At 73.6% G+C, this 24,620-nt stretch carries 20 protein-coding genes; 18 read left to right on the top strand and 2 right to left on the bottom strand.

Annotated features, from left to right (window positions below; all coding sequences use genetic code 11):
- Positions 1-10: 10 nt before the first annotated feature.
- Positions 11-1,015 carry a LacI family DNA-binding transcriptional regulator gene (locus ACIPUC_RS24170; RefSeq protein ID WP_446592067.1) on the bottom strand — a complete coding sequence of 335 codons (1,005 nt, stop codon included), beginning with the start codon at positions 1,013-1,015 and terminating at the stop codon, positions 11-13.
- An 84-nt stretch (positions 1,016-1,099) separates the two neighbouring features.
- Here ACIPUC_RS24170 and ACIPUC_RS24165 point away from each other — a divergent pair, with 84 nt between their 5' ends.
- From ACIPUC_RS24165 to ACIPUC_RS24080, 18 genes are all read left to right on the top strand, one after another.
- Entirely contained in the window at positions 1,100-3,031 is a 1,932-nt protein-coding gene (locus tag ACIPUC_RS24165; protein ID WP_446592065.1) for an amidohydrolase, read from the top strand.
- A gap of 220 nt (positions 3,032-3,251) precedes the next feature.
- Positions 3,252-4,781 (top strand): helix-turn-helix domain-containing protein, encoded by a 1,530-nt coding sequence (locus ACIPUC_RS24160; RefSeq protein WP_446592064.1) that lies wholly within the window; start codon positions 3,252-3,254, stop codon positions 4,779-4,781.
- 270 nt (positions 4,782-5,051) lie between these two features.
- Entirely contained in the window at positions 5,052-6,212 is a 1,161-nt protein-coding gene (locus ACIPUC_RS24155) for an NADase-type glycan-binding domain-containing protein (RefSeq protein ID WP_446592062.1), read from the top strand.
- A complete protein-coding gene (locus ACIPUC_RS24150) occupies positions 6,209-6,943 on the top strand; it encodes a DUF4255 domain-containing protein (RefSeq protein WP_446592061.1) in 735 nt (244 codons plus the stop codon). Before ACIPUC_RS24155 ends, ACIPUC_RS24150 begins: the two co-directional genes overlap by 4 nt.
- Complete coding sequence (locus ACIPUC_RS24145; RefSeq protein ID WP_446592059.1) at positions 6,940-9,000, top strand: ATP-binding protein; 2,061 nt, start codon at positions 6,940-6,942, stop codon at positions 8,998-9,000. Before ACIPUC_RS24150 ends, ACIPUC_RS24145 begins: the two co-directional genes overlap by 4 nt.
- Before the next feature lie 39 nt (positions 9,001-9,039).
- Positions 9,040-10,644 (top strand): eCIS core domain-containing protein, encoded by a 1,605-nt coding sequence (locus ACIPUC_RS24140; RefSeq protein ID WP_446592058.1) that lies wholly within the window; start codon positions 9,040-9,042, stop codon positions 10,642-10,644.
- 139 nt (positions 10,645-10,783) lie between these two features.
- Entirely contained in the window at positions 10,784-12,346 is a 1,563-nt protein-coding gene (locus ACIPUC_RS24135; protein WP_446592057.1) for a phage tail sheath subtilisin-like domain-containing protein, read from the top strand.
- A 71-nt stretch (positions 12,347-12,417) separates the two neighbouring features.
- Positions 12,418-12,864 carry a phage tail protein gene (locus tag ACIPUC_RS24130; RefSeq protein WP_446592056.1) on the top strand — a complete coding sequence of 149 codons (447 nt, stop codon included), beginning with the start codon at positions 12,418-12,420 and terminating at the stop codon, positions 12,862-12,864.
- Positions 12,861-13,340 carry a hypothetical protein gene (locus ACIPUC_RS24125; RefSeq protein ID WP_446592054.1) on the top strand — a complete coding sequence of 160 codons (480 nt, stop codon included), beginning with the start codon at positions 12,861-12,863 and terminating at the stop codon, positions 13,338-13,340. The genes ACIPUC_RS24130 and ACIPUC_RS24125 overlap by 4 nt, the downstream gene beginning before the upstream one ends.
- Positions 13,337-13,492, top strand: coding sequence for a DUF6760 family protein (locus ACIPUC_RS24120; RefSeq protein WP_446592053.1), 156 nt, complete (start codon positions 13,337-13,339; stop codon positions 13,490-13,492). The genes ACIPUC_RS24125 and ACIPUC_RS24120 overlap by 4 nt, the downstream gene beginning before the upstream one ends.
- Before the next feature lie 2,575 nt (positions 13,493-16,067).
- Positions 16,068-16,472, top strand: a complete 405-nt coding sequence (locus ACIPUC_RS24115; RefSeq protein WP_446592052.1) for a hypothetical protein — start codon at positions 16,068-16,070, stop codon at positions 16,470-16,472.
- Between the two features lie 34 nt (positions 16,473-16,506).
- Positions 16,507-16,935, top strand: coding sequence for a phage tail protein (locus tag ACIPUC_RS24110; RefSeq protein ID WP_446592051.1), 429 nt, complete (start codon positions 16,507-16,509; stop codon positions 16,933-16,935).
- Between the two features lie 70 nt (positions 16,936-17,005).
- Complete coding sequence (locus tag ACIPUC_RS24105) at positions 17,006-17,710, top strand: CIS tube protein (RefSeq protein ID WP_446592050.1); 705 nt, start codon at positions 17,006-17,008, stop codon at positions 17,708-17,710.
- A 6-nt stretch (positions 17,711-17,716) separates the two neighbouring features.
- On the top strand, positions 17,717-19,492 hold the full coding sequence (locus ACIPUC_RS24100; protein WP_446592048.1) for a VgrG-related protein: 1,776 nt from the start codon (positions 17,717-17,719) through the stop codon (positions 19,490-19,492).
- 29 nt (positions 19,493-19,521) lie between these two features.
- Positions 19,522-19,896, top strand: a complete 375-nt coding sequence (locus ACIPUC_RS24095; protein WP_446592046.1) for a PAAR domain-containing protein — start codon at positions 19,522-19,524, stop codon at positions 19,894-19,896.
- 2 nt (positions 19,897-19,898) lie between these two features.
- Positions 19,899-20,342: a GPW/gp25 family protein gene (locus ACIPUC_RS24090; RefSeq protein WP_446592045.1), complete on the top strand. Its 444-nt coding sequence runs from the start codon at positions 19,899-19,901 to the stop codon at positions 20,340-20,342.
- Positions 20,342-22,294, top strand: coding sequence for a putative baseplate assembly protein (locus ACIPUC_RS24085; RefSeq protein ID WP_446592044.1), 1,953 nt, complete (start codon positions 20,342-20,344; stop codon positions 22,292-22,294). Before ACIPUC_RS24090 ends, ACIPUC_RS24085 begins: the two co-directional genes overlap by 1 nt.
- On the top strand, positions 22,291-22,845 hold the full coding sequence (locus tag ACIPUC_RS24080) for a phage tail protein (RefSeq protein ID WP_446592042.1): 555 nt from the start codon (positions 22,291-22,293) through the stop codon (positions 22,843-22,845). The genes ACIPUC_RS24085 and ACIPUC_RS24080 overlap by 4 nt, the downstream gene beginning before the upstream one ends.
- A gap of 121 nt (positions 22,846-22,966) precedes the next feature.
- On the opposite strand, the gene ACIPUC_RS24075 is transcribed toward ACIPUC_RS24080, so the two are convergent.
- Positions 22,967-24,577: a COG1470 family protein gene (locus ACIPUC_RS24075; protein WP_446592040.1), complete on the bottom strand. Its 1,611-nt coding sequence runs from the start codon at positions 24,575-24,577 to the stop codon at positions 22,967-22,969.
- Between the last annotated feature and the right edge of the window lie 43 nt (positions 24,578-24,620).

Genomic DNA, 24,620 nt, shown 5'->3' with positions numbered 1-24,620 from the left:
CGAGATAACTCTAGTACATGTCCGGGGGCAGGGACGAGGCACGCACCCGTAGCGATGCGGGGACGGTGCGCTGTCCCGGTGATTCCGCATGCCCGGATTCGATCCGCATGACCAGCGCGGACACCGCCACCTCGGCAATCCGTTCGGGGTTGAGGGTGACAGTGGTCACGGGAGGTTCACCCGCCGCGTACCCCGGGTCCTCGCTCGCACACACCAGCAAGAGGCCTCCGGGCGTACGGATTCCATGGCGCGCGGCGGCTGCCAGCACCTGGCGGCCGCCCGGATCGTAGAGGCTGTAGACGGCGTCGGGGCGGCCCGGCGCGGCGAAGGCGCGGTCGAAGGCGCGGCCCTGGGCGTCCTCGGGATGGAAGGGGATCACGAGCGGGCGTTGACCGCGCTGCGAGCACCAGTGCGTGTAGGCGGAGGTGACGGCGGCCGTGTAGCACTCCCGGCCGAAGGCGGAATGCAGGGCCGTGCGGCGGGCCCCGGAGGCGGCGAGGTGGTCGAGCACCTCGCGGGTGGTGGCCTCGTGGTCGTTGTCCACCCACACGTCGTCGGGCCGGGGGTCGGCGGGCCGCCCGTCGAAGACCACGGGCAGGCCGCGCGCCCGCAGGGCCCGGAGCACCGGATCGCCCTCCGGGCTGTCGAGCAGCAGCATCCCGTCGACCGCGAGGGTGTGCCACAGGGGCTCCGCCGCGCGGTCGGCGGGCAGGCTGGTCAGGGCGTAGCCGTGGGAGTGGGCGACGGAGGTGGCGGCGGTGAGCAGCCGGGAGAAGTAGGCCACACCCGCGAAGTCCCAGGCCCAGTCGGCATGGGTGGTGACGGCGAAGCCGAGGGTGCGGGTGCGGGCGCCCCGGTGGGTGCCGTAGCCGAGGGCGGCGGCCAGCTCCCGGACCCGGCGGCGGGTGCCGTCGCCGAGGCGGCCGGTGCCGTTGAGGGCGTGCGAGACGGTCGCGGTGGAGACCTCCGCGGCGCGCGCGATGTCGGCGATGGTCGGTCCGGGCACGCGGGCCATCGTACGGATTCCGTCGTTCGGGGCGGGTTCTGGTTACGGGGTTAATCAAAGAGTGTCCTGGCCACATCGACGATCGGATGGGCCATGACGCCTTCTTCTCCTTCTTCCCTGTCCCGAAGGGGGCTGCTCGCGGCGGCCGGGGCCGCCGGGGCCGCGGGCCTCCTCGGCGCGGCGGCCGGCAGCGCCTCGGCTGCGCCGCCCGGCGGGCGCGGCCCGGCCGCCCTGGTCATCCACAACGCGCGGGTGTTCGGCGGGGCCGGGCGGGGCCGGCCGGCCGAGGCGGTGGCCGTGGGCCGGGACGGGAGGATCCTGGCCGCCGGGGAGGGCCCGGCGCTGCGCCGGTTCGTGGGCCGGGACACCGAGGTGGTGGACGCGGGCGGCAACACCGTGATGAGCGGCATCCACGACGGGCACGTGCACCCGCTGGGCGCCGGCGACCGCTCGCTGCGGCCGTCGCTGCAAGGGGCGGAGACCACCGAGGCCGAACTGCGCGAGATCCTCACCGGGTTCCTGGCCGACACCGACACCGACACCGGGACCGGGGGTGCGCGGGCGGAACCGGACCGCTGGCTGGTGGTGGAGGACTGGAATCCGGTCGGGCTGCTGCCGACGGGCACCGTCCCGCACCACTCGATGCTGGACGCGCTGGCGACCCGCCGCCCGATCGCCCTGGTCGGCGGTGACGGGCACAACCTGTGGGTCAACCAGCGGGCGCTGGACGTCGCCGGGATCACGTCGGCCACCCCCGACCCGGCGGGCGGCCAGGTCGTGAAGGGGCCGGACGGGCAGCCGACGGGTGTGCTCAAGGACGACGCGCAGGGCCTGGTCAAGCGGCACATCCCCGAGCCCTCCCGGGCCGAACTGGTCGCGGCCTGCGCCCGCGTACTGGACCTGGCTGCCGCCTCCGGGATCACCACGATGATGGACGCCCTGGTCGGGCGGCACGAGCTGGAGCTCTACCAGGCCCTGGCGGAGGCCGGGAAGCTGCCGCAGCGGATCGTGCCCGCGATCCGGCTGGACGCCGAGCAGGCCAAGGACCCGGCGGGCGCGCTGGAGTACGCGCGGGCGCTGCGGCGGGAGTTCGAGGGCGTGCCCGGACTGCGCTTCGGGATGGTCAAGGTGTTCCTGGACGGGGTGATCGAGTACCCGGCGCAGACCGCCGCGCTGCTGGAGCCGTATCTGGACGGAAGCGGCAAACCAAGCCAGAACCGCGGGGAGCTGTACACCTCGGCGGCCGAATACGGCAGGCTGACCGCGGCCTTCAACCGGGCGGGCTGGCAGATGCACGCGCACGGGCTGGGCGACCGGGCGGTGCGCACGGCCCTCGACGGGTACGCGTACGCGCGCCGGGCCACCGGGCAGCGCGACCCGCGCAACGCCGTCGCCCACCTGCAGCTCGTGGACCCGGCCGACCTGCGGCGGTTCGCGCAGCTGGGGGTGGCGGCCTGCATGCAGCTCCAGTGGGCGGCGCAGGACACGTGGACGATGGAGGCGCTGCTGCCGTACATCGGGCCCGGGCGGCACCGGTGGATGTACCCGGCGCGCAGCCTGGAGAAGGCGGGCGCCCGGCTGGCGGGCGGCTCCGACTGGCCGGTGGACGCGCTCCAGGTGTGGAACCAGCTCCGTACGGCGATCGACCGGCAGGGCGCCGAGCGCGAGGGCGGGCTGTACCCGGAACTGGAGGGCCTGGGCCGCACGTCGGCCCTGCGGATGCACACGGCGGGCACGGCCTGGCAGCTGCGCCAGGAGGGGCTGACGGGCACGGTGGAGCAGGGCAAGGCCGCGGATCTCGTGATATTGGACCGGGACGTGACCCGCTGCCCGGTGGCCGACATCAGCGGCACGGAGGTACGGATGACCCTGGTCGGCGGCCGGGTGGTGCACGACGCGCGGTCCGCGACGGGCCGGGCGGCTGCGGCGCGTCTCGAACGGGCGGGATCCGGGCCGCGCCCGGCCTCGTACACGGCGGTGCACGGCGGCCGGCACCGCGCGTGCGGGTGCGGAGGCGGTTCCTGACCGGGGGCTGCCCCGGGGGCTGCCCCGGGGGCTGCCGGGGCGGCCGCCGGGGCAGGCCTCCGTACACGCGCGGCGATGGTCCACTGATAGGCCAAATGGTGCAGACTGCTGCAAATGACACCATGCGCACACCAGCCCCACCGCGGGATCTGACGGTCGGTAACACCCGTTCGGCCTACCCCGCGCGATCAACATCTCATATCTGAGATACGGTGCAGCCATGGCAGACGACTACCTCGTACGCATCGGCAAGCTCATCCGTGACGCCCGGCAGCACCGGGGCTGGACACAGAGTCAGCTCGCGGACGCACTCGGCACCAGCCAGAGCGCCGTGAACCGGATCGAGCGCGGCAACCAGAACATCAGCCTTGAGATGATCGCCCGCATCGGCGAAGCGCTCGACAGCGAAATCGTCTCTCTCGGCTACGCCGGCCCGATGCACCTGCGCGTCGTCGGAGGCCGTCGGCTGTCCGGTGCCATCGACGTCAAGACGAGCAAGAACGCCTGTGTCGCCCTGCTGTGCGCCTCGTTGCTCAACAAGGGCCGTACGGTGCTGCGGCGCGTCGCCCGCATCGAGGAGGTCTACCGCCTCCTCGAGGTCCTCGGCTCCATCGGCGTCCGCACCCGCTGGATCAACGACGGCGTGGACCTCGAGCTGATCCCGCCGGCCCGCCTGGACATGGAGGCGATGGACGCGGACGCGGCGCGCCGGACCCGGAGCATCATCATGTTCCTGGGCCCCCTGCTGCACCGCATGGACCAGTTCCGCCTCCCCTACGCGGGCGGCTGCGACCTCGGCACCCGCACCATCGAGCCGCACATGATCGCCCTGCGCCGCTTCGGCCTGGACATCACCGCGACCGAGGGCATCTACCACGCACAGGTCGCGACCGGGGTCTCCCCCGACCGCCCGATCGTGCTGACCGAGCGCGGGGACACGGTCACCGAGAACGCCCTGCTGGCCGCCGCCCGGCACGACGGCGTCACGGTCATCCGCAACGCCTCCTCCAACTACATGGTCCAGGACCTGTGCTTCTTCCTGGAGGCGCTGGGCGTCAGGGTCGACGGCATCGGCACCACCACCCTGACCGTCCACGGCATCCCGAACATCGACGTGGACGTGGACTACTCCCCCTCCGAGGACCCGGTCGAGGCGATGAGCCTGCTCGCCGCCGCGGTGGTCACGGAGTCGGAGCTGACCATCCGCCGGGTCCCGATCGAGTTCATGGAGATCGAGCTCGCGGTCCTGGAGGAGATGGGCCTGGACCACGACCGCTCCGCGGAGTACAGCGCCGACAACGGCCGCACCCGCCTGGTCGACCTCACGGTGCGCCCGTCCAAGCTCGAAGCCCCGATCGACAAGATCCATCCGATGCCGTTCCCCGGGCTGAACATCGACAACGTCCCGTTCTTCGCGGCCATCGCCGCCGCGGCCCAGGGCCAGACCCTGATCCACGACTGGGTCTACGACAACCGCGCCATCTACCTCACCGACCTCAACCGCCTCGGCGGCCGCCTCCAACTCCTGGACCCCCACCGGGTCCTGGTCGAGGGCCCCACCCGCTGGCGCGCGGCAGAGATGATGTGCCCCCCGGCCCTGCGCCCGGCGGTGGTCGTCCTCCTCGCGATGATGGCAGCGGAGGGCACCTCGGTGCTCCGCAACGTCTACGTCATCAACCGCGGCTACGAGGAACTGGCCGAGCGCCTCAACTCGGTGGGCGCCCAGATCGAGATCTTCCGCGACATCTAAGACGGTTCGAAGGAAAGCCCCGCACCCTATCTGACCTGCGAAATCGCGAGTCAGATGGGGTGCGGCGGTGTCTGTGGGGCTTCTCCGGGTCCTTGGTCGCTTCCTGGTCGGAAGAGCGCAGGGGTTGTGCCCCTGCCGACCTGCGACCTGCCTGAAGGGGCAGCGGGGTCCGCCCCCGGCGACGGCCGAACGTCCCTGGCGGCGGCGGGGCGCGGCCGGAACGATGAGCGGGCATTCGGTTCATGCAGTGCCGGAGAGGAACCCCACCCCGTGACCAACAGCGCCACCCCGTCCCGGCCGATCAGCGGCACCTGTGCCGACTGCGGAGCCGCGACATCGTCGGACCACACATTCTGCGCGGAGTGCGGCACCTTCCTCGACTGGTCGGCCGAGCCGGACGGCGGGCCGGAGCCGGACGGCGGGCCGAGGCCCCCGGCCGGCCGGACCCGGCCCGGCGGTACCGCAGACGCCGGGGCGGACAGCGCGCGGGACAGCGAACCGGACACCACCGAGATCCCTCCGGTCCAGGAGAGCCCGTCGCTGGTCTCCGAGCGCGCACGTGCGCTGATCGTTCCCGTCGAGGAACCCGCCGCGGCGGCCGACCCGGCGGTCTCCCCCGTACGTCCCGGCCGTCCGGAGGACGAGCGGCCCCGGGTCCGTACGTCCGGGGACGACGTGGTCCAGGACGGCACCGAATGCCGCTGGTGTGCCACGCTCAACGCGCCGGAGCGGCGATTCTGCCGGCGCTGCGGCGCCCAGTTCGCCACCGCCGGCGAGCCGGGCGGCGCGCCCGCTCCGTGGTGGCGGAGGCTGCGGAGCCGGGACGGCGAGCCGCGGTGGGCCGGGCAGCGTCCGCGTCCCTTCCGCGGCCTCGGCCGCGGCGGCACGGCGGCCCTCACCGTGCTCGTCGTCCTCGTGGTGCTCGTCGCGTCCCTCGTGTGGGGCGGTCGCGCCCTGGACGCGGTCACCGCACGGTTCGCCACCCGGGTGCCGATCGACCCCGTGTCGGTGTCCGCCTCCCGCTCCTATGCCGCGCACGGCCCCGAACTCACCGTCGACAAGGTCTCCAACTCCTGGTGGGGCACCGGCGTCGAGGGCGACAGTGCCGGCCAGTGGCTGGAGGCGGACTTCGGACGCCCGGTCCGACTGCTCGACCTGCTGGTCACCCCCGGCGCCGCCGCCGACCCCGCCCAACAGCTCACCCAGGCCCGCCCGCACGCCTTCAACGTCGTCCTCACCACCAGCGACGGGAAGACGGAGACCCGGCACTGCGAGCTCACCGCCGACGGCGCCCAGCGGGTCGCGCTCCGCGCCGACCGGGTGACCAAGGTGCGGATCGTGCTGCGCAGCGCTTACGGTGCCGCGGCCGGCAAGCAGGTGGCCGTCGCCGAACTGGAGTTCTTCGGCCGCAAGGGCTCGGGGACGCTGTGATCCACGAGGTGGACGAGGCCCTCGCGGAACTCCTCGGGGACGAGGTCCTCGGAGCGGGCGGCATCGAGGTCCTCTTCGACGCACCCACCCGTGAATGGGCCGCCCGGCGCAACGCGCCGACCGTCAACGTGTTCCTGTACGACATCCGCGAGGACCTCGCCCGCCGCGAACACGGCCGGCGCCGGGAGTACGGGGTTCCCCGCGGCGAAACCGTCGCCGAGCACGCCCCGCCGCGCTGGTTCACCCTCTCCTACCTGGTCACCGTATGGACCAAGCGGCCCCAGGACGAGCACCGGCTGCTGTCAGCGCTCCTCTCCGGGCTGATCGCCCGCAACGCCCTGGAACCGGACCGGCTGCGCGGCCGGCTCGCCGAGCTCGGCCTGCCTCTGCCGTACACGGTGGCCTGCCCGGCCGGCGAGCACCGCTCCCTCTCCGACATCTGGTCCGCACTGGGCGGGGAACTCAAGCCTTCTCTGGACCTCGTCGTCACCGCCCCCGTCGCCGGCACCCGCCGACTGCCTGCCGCCCTGGTCACCGACGCCCTCGTCCTCGATCTCGGCGGGGTGGAGGAGAGCGGCCCGTCCGAGACCCGCCGCCTCCGCTACGAGAGCGAGCCCGAGCGGTCAACGCGCCCGGCCGAGCCCGTGGGGGCGCGGCGGGTCCGCGGCGGCGCCGGACGCCCCGGCACCGGTCAGGCCTCGCCCGGGGGGATCAAGAGGTCGGGGCGGTGAGCCGCCGCGTCGCCGTGCTCGACCTCGCACACCGCCTGGAAATCCTCGGGCAGAACGTCCGCCGGGCGCTCGCCGCCCGCCGCGCCCTCGACCCGTCCCCCGACGACCCGCACCTCGGCCTCTACCTCTCCGCCGACGCCGCCGACCGGCTGCTGGACCGGCCGGCGGCCGCGGAATCCGCCGCCCCCGCCGACGACCCCGGTGCAGCCCCCGGCGCAGCCCCCGCGCCGGGCACGCCCTGCCTCCCGGAAGGACTGCCGCTCTCCCGGCTGGCAGCGCACTTCGCGCTCGACGCACTGGACGTCGAGCTGCTGCTCGTCGCGCTTCTCCCGGACGTGGACCAGCGGTTCGAGAAGCTGTACGGATACCTCAATGACGACCTCACCCGGCGGCGCGCCGGAGCCGCCCTCGCGTTCGAACTCCTCGGCCTCAGCCCCCTCGATGCCGACGCACGGCGCCGGCTCTCCCCCGGCTCCGCCCTGGTCGACGGCGGCCTGCTGGAAGTGGAGGAGCCCGAGCGGCCCTTCCTCAGCCGGTCCTTGCTCGTCCCCGACCGGATCGTCGCCCACCTGCTCGGAGACGACACCCCCGATGCCTGCCTGCACGGCCTGCTCTCCCTCAGCGCCGAGAGCTCCTCGGCGTCCGTGCCCGTGCTCGGTGCGGAGCGCCTCGCCGGGACGCTGAAGTCCGGTGTCCGGCTGGCCTACCTGCGCGAGCGGCCCGGCGGATCGGCCGCCGCCACGGCCGTCGCGGCGCTCGGCGCGGCCGGGATGCCGGCCTGCCGTCTGGACCTGACGGTGTTGGCGGCTTGTCCTCATCCGGAGCGGCTGCTGCAGGCCGCCGCCCGCGAGGCGCGGCTGCGCGGCGGCGGCCTGGTCGCCGGGCCCGCGGAGGCCCTCACCCAGCCGCTGTTGCGCGAGCTGACACGGCTGCCCGTCCCCGTCCTGGTCACCGGCAGCGGCGGCTGGGACCCGCAGTGGTCCGACCGGACCCCGCTGATCACCGACGCCGAGCCGTTCGCCACCGACGAGCGCGCCGCCCGGTTCCGTACCGCCCTCGAAGGCGCCGGCCTGGCACCGGACCTCGACCTCGCTGCCGCCGTCGCTCCGTACCACCTCACCCCCGACCAAGTGGGCCGTGCCGCCGCGGGTGCGTGCGCCCAGGCGCTGCTGGACGGCCCGGGCACGCCCGTCGCCGCCCGGCACGTACGCAGCGGCGTCCGCGCCCAGAACGCCGCGGGCCTGGAGCGCCTTGCCCGCCGTATCGAACCGGCCGTCGGCTGGTCCGACCTGGTCCTGCCCGACGCCACCCGACAGGAACTCGCCGAACTCGCCCTCCGCGCCCGTCACCGCGACCGGGTGCTCGGGGGCTGGCGGATGCGACCCGGCGGCGGGCGCGGGCGCGGAGTGATCGCCCTGTTCGCCGGTGACTCGGGCACCGGCAAGACGATGTCCGCCGAAGTCGTCGCCGGGGAGCTCGGCCTTGACCTGTACGTGGTGGAACTGTCCACCGTCGTCGACAAGTTCGTCGGCGAGACGGAGAAGAACCTGGAGCGCATCTTCACCGAGGCGGCCGGAGTCAACGGCATCCTGCTCTTCGACGAAGCCGACGCGGTCTTCGGCAAGCGCTCGGAGGTCAAGGACGCCCACGACCGCTACGCCAACATGGAGAGCGCCTACCTGCTCCAGCGGATGGAGTCCTTCGACGGGATCGCCGTCCTCACCACCAACCTCCGCGCCAACCTGGACGAGGCCTTCACCCGCCGCCTCGACGTCATCGTCGACTTCCCGGTCCCCGAGGCCGACCAGCGCCGTGCCCTGTGGGATCGCTGTCTGGGCACCGAGCTGCCCCGCGCCGACGATCTCGACCTCGCCTCCTGCGCCCGTTTCGAACTCGCCGGCGGCTCCATCCGCGCCTGCGCCGTCACCGCCGCCTACCTCGCCGCCGAGGCGGGCCGTCCGCTCACGACGGCCGACCTGGCGACCGCCGTACGGCGCGAGTACCGCAAGCTGGGACGGCTGGTGCTGCCGGAGGAGTTCGGGGCCTGGGCGCGGTGACGGCCCGGTCCGCACTGCAATCCGACAAGGAGTCTCACCATGCGCGCCCGCGACGAGCAACAGGAGCAGCACCCCGCCCAGCCGGCCAGGCCGCCGGCGGCCACGGGTCCGGCCGCCGCACTCCAACGCAGCCTCGGCAACGCCGCGGTGGTCCAGCTCATGGAGTCCGACCGCCACGTCCACGACCAGTCCTGCGGGCACTCGTCGGGCGCCACCCCGGTGCAGCGCTCGGCCGTCGAGGGGGTGCTGGGCAGCTCCGGCGGCAGCCTGCCGCAGACCATCCAGGCCAAGTACCAGGGTCACTACGGGGTCGACCTGTCCTCGGTCCGGGTCCACACCGGGCCGACGGCGAAGGCCGCCGCCGACAGCGTCGGCGCCAGCGCGTTCACCTCCGGCCGGGACATCGTCTTCGGCAGCGCATCGCCGACGGACGAACACGTGGTCAACCACGAGCTCAAGCACGTCGAACAGCAGGCCGCCGGCCCCGTCGCCGGCACCGACAACGGCTCGGGACTGCGGGTCAGCGACCCGTCGGACCGTTTCGAGCGCGAGGCCGAGAGCCATGCGCAGCGCGTGGTGTCGGCGCCTGTGCAGCGCGTCGGCGGGAGCACGGCGACGGCCCCCGCTCCCGGAGGCCGCCCGGCCACGCCGGCCGGCGCACGGGGAATCCAGCGGGCGGGTGGCCGGAGCGTCAACCCGCACGTCGACGGCAAGCAGACGCACGACAACTGGGAACTCACCGCTCACCACATCATTCCCCACTCCACGCTGACGAAGGCACTGGACCAGTTGAGCCCCGCGGACCGGGAGGCGATCCTCATCGAGGCGGTGCCCGACACCCTCACGTCCGCGATGCTCGGGCGCCTGGGGGCCAAGGGGAATCCGGAGACCATCAGGAAGAAACTGACGAACCCGGCGATGGCCGGGGATCAGGAATGCGCTCCGGGCGTCACGTGCGAGGAAGCCCGTCTGGCGTTCTTCGAATGGCAGGGAGGAAATCAGTTCCTCGGCCCGAACACCAGCATTCGGGCGGAGCCCGGAAAGAACAAGGACGACATCGACACCGACGGACGGTATTTCGTACCGCCGACGGCCCCCGCCTTGCGCCAGCAGTTCGACCGGCTCGTCGCGCTGGGAGGCGACCTCAAGCAGGCGACGCGTGAGAACGGACCGGATCAGGGTGCTTCGGTGGCGGCGATTCTGCGAGAAGTCCTGCCGCTGACGAAGAATGCCGTCCCGGCGGGCTTCGACCTGGAGAACTGGACGGAGATCACCGATCCCGAAAGGGTGGAGGAACTGGCCGAGCACCAGGGGCTGAACCGGGGTCATCTCAAGCAGTACGCCTTCTTCAAGATCGCCAGCGCCGAGATCGAGCAGGTGTGCCCGAAGATCCTCAGAAAGGACGGCACGTTCTTCGAGCGGGAGGGGTCGGGTGATTCCGATTTCAACTGGAGTACCCACGACGGGGAGGCGAAGAAGCCCATCCATCCGTCCCTGCTGCAGGTCAAGGGCACCTTCACGTACCTCAACGTGAACACGGTGGCCAGTAGCCACCCGGATCTGTACCGGTTCCTCCAGCGGAGGAAGGTGTCGACGTCCACCTACCTTCCGAAGCAGCTCTACTCCGCCCTGAACGACCGCTGAGGCGCCCCCGAAGGGACGGCCCCCTGCCCGAACGGGCAGGTGAGCCTGCCCCCGCCCAGTGACCGGCGGCCGTTTCGGAGGCGGGGTTCCCACGGGAGGGTGGTGGTGAAACGGATTCGCCGTCGGAGGAGCGCTGAGCATGCCGCAGTACCTGTCACCCGGGGTGTACGTGGAGGAGGTCCACAGCGGACCCCGGCCGATCGAGGGAGTGGGGACCTCGGTCGCGGCCTTCGTCGGGTTCGCCGAGAAGGGGCCGTTCCACGCGCCGAGTCTGGTGACGACGTGGAGCCAGTTCGTGCAGCTGTTCGGCGGATTCGTCGAGGGCTCGTACCTGGCGCACTCGGTGTACGGGTACTTCGCCAACGGGGGCGGCATCGCCTACGTCGTGCGGGTCGGCGCCGAAGTCGGTGGCGCCGCCCCGCGCAAGGCCGTGGCGGCCGGGAGGGACAAGGCACCGGCCATCGGTGAGCCGGTGGCACTCGGCGCGTTCCGTATCGCCGCGCGGGCAGGGGTCGAGGGCGAGATCACCGTCGAAGTGGCGGACGCCGAGGGCGAGAACCCGTCCGAGGACCGCTTCCGCCTGGTGGTGCGACAGGCCGGCAAGCCCGTGGAAACCTTCGACGTCTCCGCGAAGAAGAGCGCCCGCAACTACGTGGTGGCACAGGTCAAGGAGCGCTCGGCGCTGGTCCTGGTGGAGGAGGCCGAGGGCGCGTCGGGCGCGCTGGCCCGGCCCCAGAAGCAGACGCTGACCCTGTCCGTCCCGGCCACCCCCGCCGAGGTGGTGCCGGCCGGGATCTCGCCCGCCGAGTACGTGGGCGACGCGGATGCCCGGACCGGGTTCGCCGGCCTGGAGGCGATCGACGAGATCACCATGCTGGCTGTGCCGGACCTGATGGCCGCGCACCAGCAGGGCCTGATCGACGAGGAGGGCGTGAAGGCCGTCCAGCTGGCGATGATCGCGCACTGCGAGCTCATGGGCGACCGGGTCGCCGTGCTGGACCCGCTGCCCGACATGACGCCCCGCGAGGTCCTCGGCTGGCGGCAGGAGGGTGCCGGCTACGACTCCAAGTACGCGGCCCTCTACTACCCGTGGATCAAGGTTTTCGACCCCTCCAGCGGACAGAACCGGTTCGTCCCGCCGAGCGGCCACATGCTGGGCGTCTGGGCGCGCAACGACAACGAGCGCGGCGTGCACAAGGCGCCCGCCAACGAGGTGGTGCGCGGGGCGATCGACCTGCAGACCAAGGTCACGAAGGGCGAGCAGGACCTGCTCAACCCGAACGGCGTGAACTGCGTGCGGGCGTTCCCCGGCCGCGGCATCCGGGTGTGGGGCGCGCGGACCCTCTCCTCCGACCCGGCGTGGCGGTACATCAACGTCCGCCGACTGTTCAACTACCTGGAGGAGTCGATCCTCCTCGGTACCCAGTGGACGGTCTTCGAGCCCAACGACCAGCTGCTCTGGATCAGCATCCGCCGCGACATCTCGGCCTTCCTGATGGAGGAATGGCGCCGCGGCGCGCTGTTCGGCGCCACCGCCGAGCAGGCGTTCTACGTGAAGTGCGACGCCGAGACCAACCCGCAGACCTCGGTCGACCTCGGCCAGGTGGTCTGCGAGATCGGCATCTCGCCGGTGAAGCCGGCCGAGTTCGTGGTCTTCCGCCTGTCCCAGTTCTCGGACAGCACCAGCCTGGTCGACGAATGACCGCCTGGGCTTCCGTCCCGTACGAGTCCCAGCACCAGCAGTAGACAGAGCAGAGAGGCGGGGTTCCGCGCATGGCAGACACAGCCGGAATGGCGATCGCGACACACATCTTCACGGTGCAGCTCGGCGCGTACGAGGTGGAGACCGTGCAGGAGGTCAGCGGTCTGTCCTTCGAGTTGGACTCGATCGACCACTACGAGGTGACCAAGACCGGGCAGTTGCTCGTCCGCAAGCTGGCGGGCGCCCGCAAGGGCGGTGAGGTGACGATCGCCCGCGGCCTCGGCCAGAGCCCGACGTTCACCAAGTGGCTGGACGACTCCTTCCTCAAGGGCGACGTGGCCACGGCGAGGCAGTCGCTGTCGATCGTGGTCAAGGACTCGGCCAACAAGCCGGTCCGCACCATCAACCTGAAGAACGCTTGGGTGAAGAAGTGGGAGGGCCCGAACCTGAAGGCGGGCGACTCGCAGCCCGCCCTGGAGAAGGTCACCATCGTCTTCGAGGACGTCGAGCTCCAGTGAGGCGCCGGACCCTGAACGGCGCGCCCGCGGCGGTGCAGGACGCGGCGGAGGATCCCGAGCCCGAGGTCGCGGCCGCACCGATCCCCCGGGCCGCCGCGCCGGAGCGCTTCCGGACCGACTACGAGTTCGAGCTGCCCCGCGGATACCTCGACCCGGCGGGCGTCCTGCACCGGCACGGCACGATGCGGCTCGCCACCGCCCGGGACGAGCTGATGCCGCTGGTCGATCTGCGGGTCAAGAACAACCCGGCCTATCTGACGGTGGTGCTGCTCGGCTCCGTGGTGACCCGGCTGGGCGCGCTCACCGACCCGGGCGGCGCGGTGATGGAGGAGCTGTTCGCCTCCGACCTCGCGTTCCTGCAGGACTTCTATCGGCGCATCAACGCGGAGGGACACACCCGGGCCGCCGTGACCTGCCCGGCCTGCGAATCCCCCTTCGAGGTCGATCTCGCCGGGGGCCGCCTGGGGGAATCGTGACGTACGCGGCCGACCGTCTCTACGAGGAGATCGCGTACATCGCCTACCACTTCCACTGGGAGCAGGACCGGCTGCTGGACCTGACGCACGCCGAACGCACCCGGTGGGTCGGTGAGATCGGCCGCATCAACACACGCATCAACGACGTATGAGGAGGAACTCGTGGCACTGCGGGACTGGTTCGGCGGGGGACGCCGGGAAACCCCGCGCCCTGCGGCCGAGCCGTGTGCCACGGGCCTCCTGCCGGAGACGGGGACCGGGGCCGGGGCGGGCGGCGTGTCCGCGGCGGGCCAGTGGCGGCTGCTCCCGCCCATCCAGCGAACCGCCGGACCGGGCTCGCCGCTGATCGCCGACCCGCCCGCCTTCGAGCGCGGTCTGGTGACGCGGCAGAGCCTTCTGCTGCACGGCGCCATGGGCCACCGGGTGAGCGCGGACGCGCCGTCCGGCGTGCTCCACGGGCTGCTCACCCCCGCCCCCGGGGTCGCGGTCCAGCGCTCGGCGGCAGCGGGGCTGCCGCTCCCGCCGCGGCCGGCGATGGGCGGAGCGGAAGATCCCTGGGATGCGGCGGGCACGACCACCGGGGGCCATGCGGGTGCCGGTGCCGGTGCCCAGGCCGGTCCGGGGGCCAGTGCAAGTGCCGTCACCGCTCCCAGCGTCAGTCCCGGTACCGGCTCCCGTGCCGGCGCCGGTGCCGGTCCCAGGGCCAACGCCGACCCCAGGGCCAATGCCGGTACCGGCCCCCGTGCCGGTGCCGGCGCCCACACCGGCACTGGTGCCACGGCCGGCCCCAGTGCCGGTGCCCGTGCCAACGCCGGTCCCCGTGCCAATGCCGGTCCCAACGCCGGTGCCGGTGCCACGGCCGGCCCCCATGCCGGTGCTGGCGCCACGGCCGGCCCCGGTGCCGGTGCCCGTGCCAACGCCAGTGCCAACGCCAGTGCCAGCGCCGGTGCCGGTGCCAGCGCTGGCCTCAAGACGTCGGGGAGCGGGGAACCCCCATCCTCGCTGCCCCGACCGCTGGTGTCCCGGGCGGCCGTTCCGTCCGGGACGCCGGCGACCCCCGCGCGGCCGCTCACGGCGGCGGCACGGCCCACACCGATGCAACCGCGCCGGCTGACCGTCACGACGCCGTTGCAGCGCAAGGCGGTCGACGGACTGTCCGACTCGTCCACAACCGTGCCTCCCGCCCGTGGGCAGGCACCGGCACCGGTGGTGTCGCCGACCGCGGGGCACCGCGGCCCCGCCGTCCCCACTCCCGTCCCCACTTCCGGCTCGGGCTCCGGCCCCGGCCCGGTCGCGCACCCTGCGGCCCCTGGTGAGGGTCCGGGGTCCGCCGAGGGTCCGGCCGTCCTCGGCACGATGCCGACTGCGGCTTCCGGCCGGGTCCGCAGGAGCGGCCTCGGCGGACCGATCGACGCGCTGCCGCCGACGGCCCGCCCGCACGGCGCCGCACCGTCGCGGCCTGCTCCCCTGCAGCGTTCGGTCGCGGCGGCGCCGAAGGGGGCCGCACCCCGAGTACCCGTACCCGTACCCGTCGCCCTGCCCTTGGTCCGGCCGGATTCGGGCGCGTCGCCTGTGCCGCCGACCGGCGGACCGGAGACGGTCGTTCAGCCGCTCGCCGCACGGCCGCTGGCCCCGGTGTCGGCAGTGGCGGAGCACGGCATCGGCCATGCGGTGCCCACACCCGGTCCTGCGGCGATACCGCTGCGCTGGACACAGCCCGGCGCCCCGGCCTCGCCGGTGCAGCGAGCGCAGGCGACGGCCGAGCCGAGTGGCCGAGGGCAGGTCCAGCGATCCGCCGCGGCCGGGCCTGCGGCGCGAATCCCCGCGCGGGACGGCCGGGCGCCGGTCCGGCGTCGGTCGCCCGAGCAGGGCAAACCGACCCGCCGCCGGGCAGAACCCGCGGGCGCGGTGCGGATGCCCGGTACGACGGCCGACGCGGGCGCGGCCGCGGCGAAGCCGCCGACCCGGCGCACGGCCGAACGGGTGGCCGCGATGGTTCAGCGCCTCCGACGGCCGGGTGCGGCCCACGGCGGCCGGGAACCCCAGGAACGCTCATCCCCCGAGAGGGGCGGAGGCAAGGCGGACAGCGGCAACGGTCCATCCGCCCGACCCCACCCACCGGAACGGGGCGACGCCCCCACCCCCGTACCGGCCATCGCCGGAAAGGCCGGGACCTCCGCACCCCTCCAGCGCCGCACCACGACGACGGTGCCGACCACGCCCGCCCCCGCCGCGCGGGCCACGGGCACGGACAGCCCCGTGCGTGCGGGCCGGACAGCGGCGCCCGAGGCACGGCGCGCCGGTGCGGAGCCTGCCGAACCGCCGACTCGCGCGCAGCCGACTGCACCCCCTGCCGGAAAGACCGGTCCGAGCGAACCGCCCCCCGTACAGCGGCACTCCGACGGTGCCCGGCGGTCCGGGGTTCCGATCGCGCACCCACTGAGCGTGCCGCCGGTCGGCGGGCCCCGGCCCCCCGGGACCCCCGCACCCCCTGCCGCGGTGCAGCGCAGGGCGCAGGCCGCTCCTGCACTGCCGGCGGTCCCCCTGGAGGCACCCGCGAACCGCCCTGTGCCCGCGCGGACCGCCCCGCCGACGCTCCAGCGCGCGACCACGGCCGGGAACCCCCCTGCCGTGGGTCCGGAGTCGACCCCGGTGACCCGCGGGCCGGCGGCCGCACCAGCCGTGTCCGCCCCGCCGCCCGCGCCGGTGGTACGGCCCGTGGAGACCGTGGCCCGACGGACGGCCGCGGGCGGCTTGCCCGTCGTCCCGGCGGTGCAGCGGTCCGCGGCCGCCACGGCTGCCCCGGCTGCCCCGGCTGCCCCGGCTGCCATGAACGTACGGGCGCAGGCGCCGGAACCGCAGGCGGCAGTGCAGCGGAAGGCGGCCGCGACGACCGTCGAGCTCTCGGGCACACCATCGGCCATGCCGACGGGAGCCGTCGGACCGGCAGCGGCGACGCACGATCCCGCCCGGCCTCCCGCCGCACTCCCGGACGCGTTGCTCGACTCCTTGGAGCGCAGGCATCTGGACGACCTGGCCCGGCGGCTGGCCGAGCCGATCGGGCGGATGCTGCGGGCGGAGCTGCGCACGGGCCGGGAGCGGGCCGGTCGCTTGCTGGACGGCGGCCGGTGAGCCGGCGAGGGGACAGAACAGGAAGAGGTGTCAGGTGAGCGTGCCGTACCCCGGTACGACGGTCCATTTCCGGTTGCAGGTCAGCGGGTTCGACCTGGGTGACTTCAGCACGTGCAGCGGGCTGGGCGCCGAAGTGGAGGTGGAGCAGCGCCGCGAGGGCGGCAACAACGGCTTCGTATGGCAGCTGCCGACCAGGATCTCCTACCCGAACGTGACGTTGAGCCGCGGCCTCGGCCCCGACACCGCGAAGGTGGCCCGCCTGCTGGCGCAGCTGCCGACGCAGGTGACCCGCGGCACGGCGCAGATCACCGCGCTGACGCCCGCGCTGGACTCCGGCCCGGTGCTGGCGACATGGGCGCTGCGCGATGTGCTGGTGGTGCGCTGGACGGGGCCGTCGTTCGATCCGGCGCGCTCGGAGGTGGCGACCGAGAGCATCGAGCTCGCCCACCACGGATTCCTCTAGGCCGCGCCCCCACCACGGCGAGACCACGACCAGAGCACGACCCACGACGCGCGAAGGAAAGGAGAGCGAGGTGCCCAGTACCCCGACCAAGGCGAGCCTGTCGGCCTTCGAGCCGCCCGCGCACGCGGGCGCTCAGCCGGGCGGCCGGATCGGGCCGGAGCTGCGGTTCCGCTTCAACCCGCATACTCTGCAGCTCAGCAAGGGCGCCCAGTGGACCAAGAACGTGGTCCGTGCCGGCCGGCCGACGGGCGTCCCCGAGTTCGGAGGGGCCGAGCCCCGGCAGCTCTCCGTGGAGCTGTTCCTGGACGCGACCGACACCCGGGACGATTCGGTGGCGCGTTCCGCGGAGACCCTGCTCGGCTGGTGCACTCCCACGGCGGCGAGCATCGCCGCGCAGGCGCCCTGTGCGCCGCGCGTCATGTTCGCCTGGGGCTCGTTCGAGAGCGTGAAGTTCTTCGCCTACCTGTCGAACGTCAGCGTCACGTACTCGCTGTTCGATCCGAACGGCAGGCCGCTGCGTGCCACCTGCCAGGTGCAGCTGATCGAGTCGGGCGATCCGGTACCGGGCCAGAACCCGACCTCGGGCGCGCTGAACGCCCGCCGGGTGCACCGGCTGGTGAGCGGCGACAGCCTGGAGATGCTGGCGTTCCGCGAGTACGGGGACGCGACCGCCTGGCGGCTGATCGCGGAGGCGAACGGGATCGACGACCCGATGCGGCTGCGTCCGGGAGTGGAGCTGCTGGTGCCGGCGGCCAACGAGTTGAGGGCGGGGTAGCGGGCGATGTCCCTGGGCGCGAACACCAACACTTTCGTCGTCGGCTGTCCCGGCCCGTTGCCGGAGGCCTGGGCGACGGCCGCACTGGAAGTGCAGGTACGGGAGTCGGGCGGTCTGCCGGCCATGGCCTCGGTACGGTTCTCCGACCCGGAACGGGAGCTGCTGGCTCGGTGCGGGATCGTCATCGGCACGCCGTTCACGGTGCAGGTGCGGCCGGGTGACGAGACGGCGGCCGTCGCGCTGTTCACGGGTGAGGTGGTGGCTCTGGAGTCGGAGTTCGACGGCTCCGGCAGCTCCACCACCGTACGGGCGCTGGACCGCTCGCACCGGCTCCAGCGCGGCCGCCGGATCGCCGGCTACCGCAACTGCACCGCCTCCGAGGTGGTGACGCAGCTCGCCGCGGCCGCCGGGGTCGCGCTCGGCACGGTCGACGCCACGTCCACCGCATACGAGTACCTGACCCAGCCCAACGTCTCCGACTGGGAGTTCATGCGCACGCTGGCTCTGGAGAACGGCCGCGAGCTGGTGATGGCCGAGGGCCTGCTGCACTTCCGCGACGCCGTCCCGGCGGCGGGTGCGCCCTCGCTCTCCGCCCGGCCCGAACAGAGCCCGTACGTGCTGGAGCTGGACCAGAACGTGTACGCGGTGCGGGCGGCCGTCTCCTCGGTGAACCAGGTCTCGGACGTCGAGGTTCGCGGCTGGGACGTCGCCGCCAAGCGGGCCGTGGTAGCCCCCACCCCGGTGACCGCCGTCCCTGAGCTGCGGATCGGCCTGACGCCGCAGCAGGCGGTACGGGCGTTCCCGCCCGCCCGGATGCTGGTCGCGGACGTCCCGTACCGCAACGCGGCCGAGGCCACCGCAGTCTCCGCGGCGATCGCGGGCGACTGCGCCGCCGCACTCGGCGAGCTGGAGATCACCGCGCGCGGCAATCCGCACCTCCGGGTGGGCGTGCCGGTGGCGGTCACCGCGGCCGGAGCCCCGTTCGACGGCCAGTACACGGTGACCGGGGCCGTTCACGTGGATGTACCGGGCTACGGGTACGAGACCCGGCTCACCGTGAGCGGACGGCAGGACCGCGGTTGGTACGGGCTGACCGCCGGCGCCTCGGCCGCCGCCCGCTCGCCCCGCATCCCGTCGGTGGCGAGCGCCGTGGTCGTGGATGTGATGAAGCCGGGCGACGTACCGCTGGACGGCTATCGCGGCCAGGACGAGCAGGGCTGGGTGAAGCTCGTCTTTCCGTGGCTCGCCGATGAGGAGGGCGGCGCCGAGGCGTACGTCAGCGACTGGGTGCGCACCGTGCAGTTCGGCGGAGTGCGCGGTGGCGGCCTGCTCTGCCCGGAGATCGGCGACGAGGTCCTGGTCGCCTTCGAGCAGGGCCTGCTGGAACGGCCGTACGTGATCGGCGGCCTGTACAACGGCAAGGACCGGCCCTCGGCGGACGGCCTGCCGCTCACCGACGGCTACGGCCGCGTCAACCGGCGCTCGGTCGCGTCGCGTTCGGGCGACCGGATGGAGCTCCTGGACAGCGCCTTCGCCGAGCAGGGCGTCCGGCTGCGCACCGGGGACGACCGGCTGACCGTCCACCTGGACCGGCAGCGCACCGAGATCACGGTGCACAGCGACGGCACGGTGAACATCACCGCCGACCAGGAGATCGCCGTCCGCGGCAGGGGCATCACCCTGGACGCCGGCAGCGGTGAACTGCGGCTCACCGGACGCAGCGTGGACATCAGCGGCACCACCGACGTCACCGTCAAAGCAGCCACTATCCACCTCAACTGACCCGCCGACCCCCCAGGAGGAGAGCACCGATGCCGCAGGCGGCCAGGCTGGGCGACACCACCAGCCACACGTACACCCCCGTCCTTCCGGGCCTGCCCACCGGCACGGTCGGACCGCCCTCGAGCGGCCTGCTGCCTCCGCTGCCGGCCGCGCCCGGCCCGCTGCTGGGGGTCCCCTCGGTGCGGATCGGCGGGCAGCCCGCCGCCGTCGTCGGCAGCCTGCACGCCTGCTCGCTGCACATGCCGCTCACCCTCCTGATGACGAACCTGGTGCTCCCCCAGCCCGCCGCGACCGGCGGCGGCGTGCTGGTCGGCGGCTTTCCGGCGGCCCGCAAGGGCGATCGGCTGACCTGCCAGGCCTCGATCAGCTCCGGGGCCCCGAACGTCCTGATCGGCGGGCGCTGACGATGCCCGAGCAGTTCGTCGGCGCCGGATGGGCGTTCCCGCTGCGGACCGACGCCACCGGCGCCATCGCCCTGGTCGACCAGGACCGCGAGATCAGCGAGTCCATCCACCTCGTCCTCGGTACCGCTCCGGGTGAGCGCCCGATGCGGCCCGAATTCGGCTGCGGCATCCACCAGTACGCCTTCGCACCGGGCGACTCCGACACCGCCGGCCGGATCTCCCACGCGGTACGGCGCGCCCTGGACCGCTGGGAGCCGCGGATCGCCGTCGACGCGGTCGACGTCTCGCTGGACGGCGCGGACGACGGGGTCCTCTACATCTCGGTCCGCTACACCGTCCGCGGGACCAACAACCCGCGCAGCCTCGTCTTCCCGTTCTACGTCATCCCCTCGCACGACTCCGCCCCGGCCTCCGGCGCGGGTGGCGCGCACCTCCAGGAGCACTGATGGCACTGCCCTCGCCCGACCTCGACGACCGGCGCTTCCAGCACCTCGTGGACGAAGCCAAGCGCTTCATCCAGCAGCGCTGCCCCGAATGGTCGGACCACAACGTCTCCGACCCCGGAGTCACCCTGGTCGAGGCATTCGCCCATATGACCGACCAGCTGCTGTACCGGCTCAACCGGGTGCCGGAGAAGAACTACCTCGCCTTCCTCAACCTGATGGGAGTCGCCCCCTTCCCCGCCACGGCGGCCCGTGCCGACCTCACCTTCTGGCTCTCCGCCCCGCAGCCCGCGGCACTGCGGCTGCGCGCCGGTACGGAAGCCGCCACCCTCTCCACCGGCCACGACGACCGGACCGTCTTCGCCACCACCGAGGAACTCGCCATCGTGCCCTGCGAGTTCACCCATCTGCTGCGGCGGCCCGCGGACGGGACACGCCCCACCGACCTCACCGAAGAACTGCACACCGGCCGGCACGTGCGCTGCTTCGCCGAGGCCCCGCAGGTCGGTGACGAACTGCTCGTCGGCCTCTCCGACGCCGTACCGCACTGCGCCGTGCTGCTGCGCCTCGACAGCCGCGTCGAGGGTGTCGGAGTCGACCCCCGCCAACCGCCGCTCGTTTGGGAGGCCTTCGACGGCGATGCCTGGCTGCCCTGCGAGGTCGACCGGGACGGCACCGGCGGCCTCAACCGCCCCGGCGAGGTGGTGCTTCACGTGCCCGCCGGCCATGCCGTGGCCACCGTCGGCGGGCTGCGGGCGGGCTGGCTGCGCTGCCGCACCGTTTCCAGCAGACCCGGCCAGCCGTTCTACGCCGCCTCGCCGACCGTCCGCGCCGCCTGGGCCGCCACGGTCGGCGGCACCGTCCCGGCCGTCAACGCCCGCGCCGTGGACGGCGAGCACCTCGGCGACTCGGACGGCACGCCCGGCCAGAGGTTCACCACCGCACACCGCCCGCTGCTCGGCGGCGACGGCCCGCTCACCGTCAGGGTCTCCGCCGGTGACGGCTGGCAGGAGTGGCAGGAGACCGGCTCCTTCGCCGACCTCACCGACGCGGACCGCTGCTTCACCGTCGACCGCACCGGCGGCGAGATCGCCTTCGGACCTGCCGTCCGGCTGCCCGACGGCACCCTGCGCCGGTACGGGGCCATCCCGCCCAAGGGCGCCAGGATCCACCTCGACGGCTACCGCGTCGGCGGTGGCCGCGGCGGCAACGTGGCCCGCGGTGCGGTCGCCGTGCTGCGCAGTTCCGTCCCGTACGTCACTCGGGTGGAGAACCGGGAGGCCGCCACCGGCGGAGTCGACGGGGAGGGCACGGCCGCCGCCCTGGAGCGCGGCCCGCTGGTCATCCGTACCCAGGACCGGGCCGTCACCGTGGCCGACTACGAGCTGCTCGCCCGGCAGGCCGCCCCCTCCGCCGCCCGGATCCGCGCCCTGGCGGCCGGCGACGGCGCGGACGAGGGCGGAGTACGGGTGCTGGTGGTGCCGGCGGCCGTCGCCGACCCCGGCGGGCGGCTGCGCTTCGAGCAGATGGTGCCGCCGCAGTCCATGCTGGCCGCCATCGCCCGGCACCTGGACGAGCGGCGTCCGATCGGTGCCCGTCTCAGCGTCGAGCCGCCCTTCTACCAGGGTGTCACCGTGGTGGCCCGGCTGATGGCCCGGCGCGGTACCGCGACCGGGCAGGTCCGCGAACGGGCCCTGGACGCCCTCCACAGCTACCTGAACCCGCTCACCGGCGGCGCCGACGGGCGCGGCTGGCCGTTCGGGCGCCCCGTGCAGGCCGGCGAAGCGTACGCGGTCCTCCAGCGTCTGCCCGGCGTCGAACTCGTCGACGACGTCAAACTGTTCCCCGCGAACCCGCTCACCGGTGAACGGGGTGCCGCCGCCGACCGGGTCAACCTCGAGCGCAATGCGCTGGTGTTCTCGTACCGGCACCAGGTCAAGGTCGACGAGCTGTGACGCGCCGTGCCGGGCGGGCCGCCGTCCCCGGACTCGCCAGTCCCCACCCGTTCGCGGGCAGGCTGCCCGAGGTGTACGCGGAGTCCGACTTCGCCGTCCGCTTCACCGCTGCCTTCGACGACTTGCTCGCGCCCGTCCACGTCACCCTGGACTGCCTCGACAGCTACTTCGATCCGCGCCTGGCACCCGTCGACTTCCTGGACTGGCTGGCCGGCTGGGTGCTCGCCGGGGACACCGCGCAGCTGTCCGAGGAACGCCGCCGTACCGCGGTCGGCGAGGCCCTCACCGCGCACCGCCGCCGCGGCACGCTCGCCGGGCTCACCGCCCGTCTGAGCCTGCTGGGCATCGACGCCGAGGTCCGCGACTCCGGCGGCACGGCCTGGTCCGCCACCCCGAACGGTCCGCTGCCCGGGACAGCCCGCGGGCCCCTGGTGGTCCGCCCGCGTCTGCCCGAGGACCCCGCCGGCTGTCTGCGCGTGGTCGCGTCCGTGGTGGACGAGCACCGGCCGGCGCACGTCCCGTGCCTGATCGAGCCGGCCGGGGAGCGGTGAGGCCGCGGCCGCCCGTACGGGCGGGCAGCCGCCCCCGTACGGGCGAAAGCCCCGTCACGGCCGCCCGTGGGCGGCCGTGACGGGGCTTTCGCGTGTGCCCGGCGGGAGGGTGCGGGACAGGTCAGGGCCTGGGCCAGGCGGCGGCCCCGACGGAGCCGGGGGTGGACGGCTGCTTGACCCAGCCGGAGATCAGCGCGGTCAGGGCCTGGGAGGCGCTGCCGGCCGCCACCGGCTGGTCGGTCTGGTACTGCCCCAGGCGGTTGACCACGGACGAGTGGGCGGCGGTCGGGAAGGAACCACCGGACCAGGCGGTGAGGGCCTGGCGGGCATGGGTCTCGGCGTTGGTGAGGTTGCCGCCGTCGAGCGAGACCTGGTCCGCCCAGACCAGCGCGGCACGAGTGCTGTAGATCTGCCAGTTGTCCTGTCCTGAGCCGACCTTGCCGGTGTTGCCGACGACGTCGAACATCCACAGGGAGGTCATGGTGGCGCGGCCGAGGTTGCCGGCCCCGTCGGAGGCGATGAGGTTGCCGGCCGGGGTGCGGTCATGGCGGTCGGTGCCCTGTTGGAAGCAGGTGAGCTTCTCAACGGTGGCGGTGTCCATGACGCCGCGGGCGACCGGTGAGGTGAGCCGGCAGGAGTTGCCGCTGGACAGGCGCCGCAGCCTTTCCTGGGCGAACGCGACGAAGAGGTTGGGCACCCGGTCACCGGCCTTGATCGGCAATGTCGGCCTGGCCGCCGGCTGCCCTCCGGGGGTGGTCGAACCGCCACCGCCACCGCCACCGCCACCGCCACCGCCGCCTCCTGCGCCGGAGCCGCCCGAGCCGCCCGAGCCGCCCGCACCGCCCGCGCCGTCTCCTGCGCCGCCCGGCACCGGAGGCGGTGGGACGTCACCGGGCGCCCCGCCGGGAGGCGGTGGCGCCGACGGGGCCGGCGCCACTGGCACCTCGGCGGCAGCGGGGCCGGCCGACACGACGGCGGGCTTGGCCCGGCTGGCGACCGAGGGCGCGGCCGCGAGCCAGAGCGCGAGTCCGGCCGCCGCCAGCACGGCGCACACTCCGCCGACCCCGGCCAGCCATCCGGGGAGGAGCCCGGAGCCGGTGTACCCCGCGTTCAGGTCCAGCGGCGCCGCGCCGGGGGACTGCACGGTCACGGTGACCGGCACCGCCTCCTTGCCGCCGAACCACCGGAACTGCCGTGATGCGACCCGGACTTCGCCGAACACCGCGCGCCCCGGCGGAATCTGGGCCGAGGACGGACGCAGCGTGCAGTCGAGTTGGTCGCCGGAGTCCCGGGCGGAGAGCCCGACGGTGGCCGGGGTGTTGCCCAGGTTGTCGACGGCGATCTTCGTACGGCCGCGCAGCCTGCCTCGGAAGTCCGGCGGCACGAGCGTGGCGTGGATCTCGCTGAACGGGGCGACGGCGACGACACCCTCGACGACGGTGGTCGCCTCCCGGTCCTCGGCCGGGGCCACCTGTACCGCGTACGGGTGCGGACCGGCCGCCGCATCGGGGGAGCGGGGCGGCGCCACGGTGATGTCCACGGTGCCCGTGGTGCCCGGGTACAGGGTGAGGGCGGCCGGCTCGACCGTGATCCACCGGGCTACCTCTCCGAGCGGTGCTATCCGGTATTCGTCGACGATGTCGCCGGTGTTGCGGACCCGCAGGGTGACTGTGGCGGACGCGCCGGCCTCGACCGTGCACGACGAGGGCTCAAGAGATGTCCAGATACTCACCAGCGGAGGCTAGGCCGCCGGCCGACCGCGGGTCAGCGGGCGT

The sequence above is a fragment of the Streptomyces sp. LARHCF249 genome, from assembly GCF_052871255.1.
Note: the sequence above shows the minus strand (reverse complement) of the source record. Positions and strands in the feature narration are given on the sequence as shown.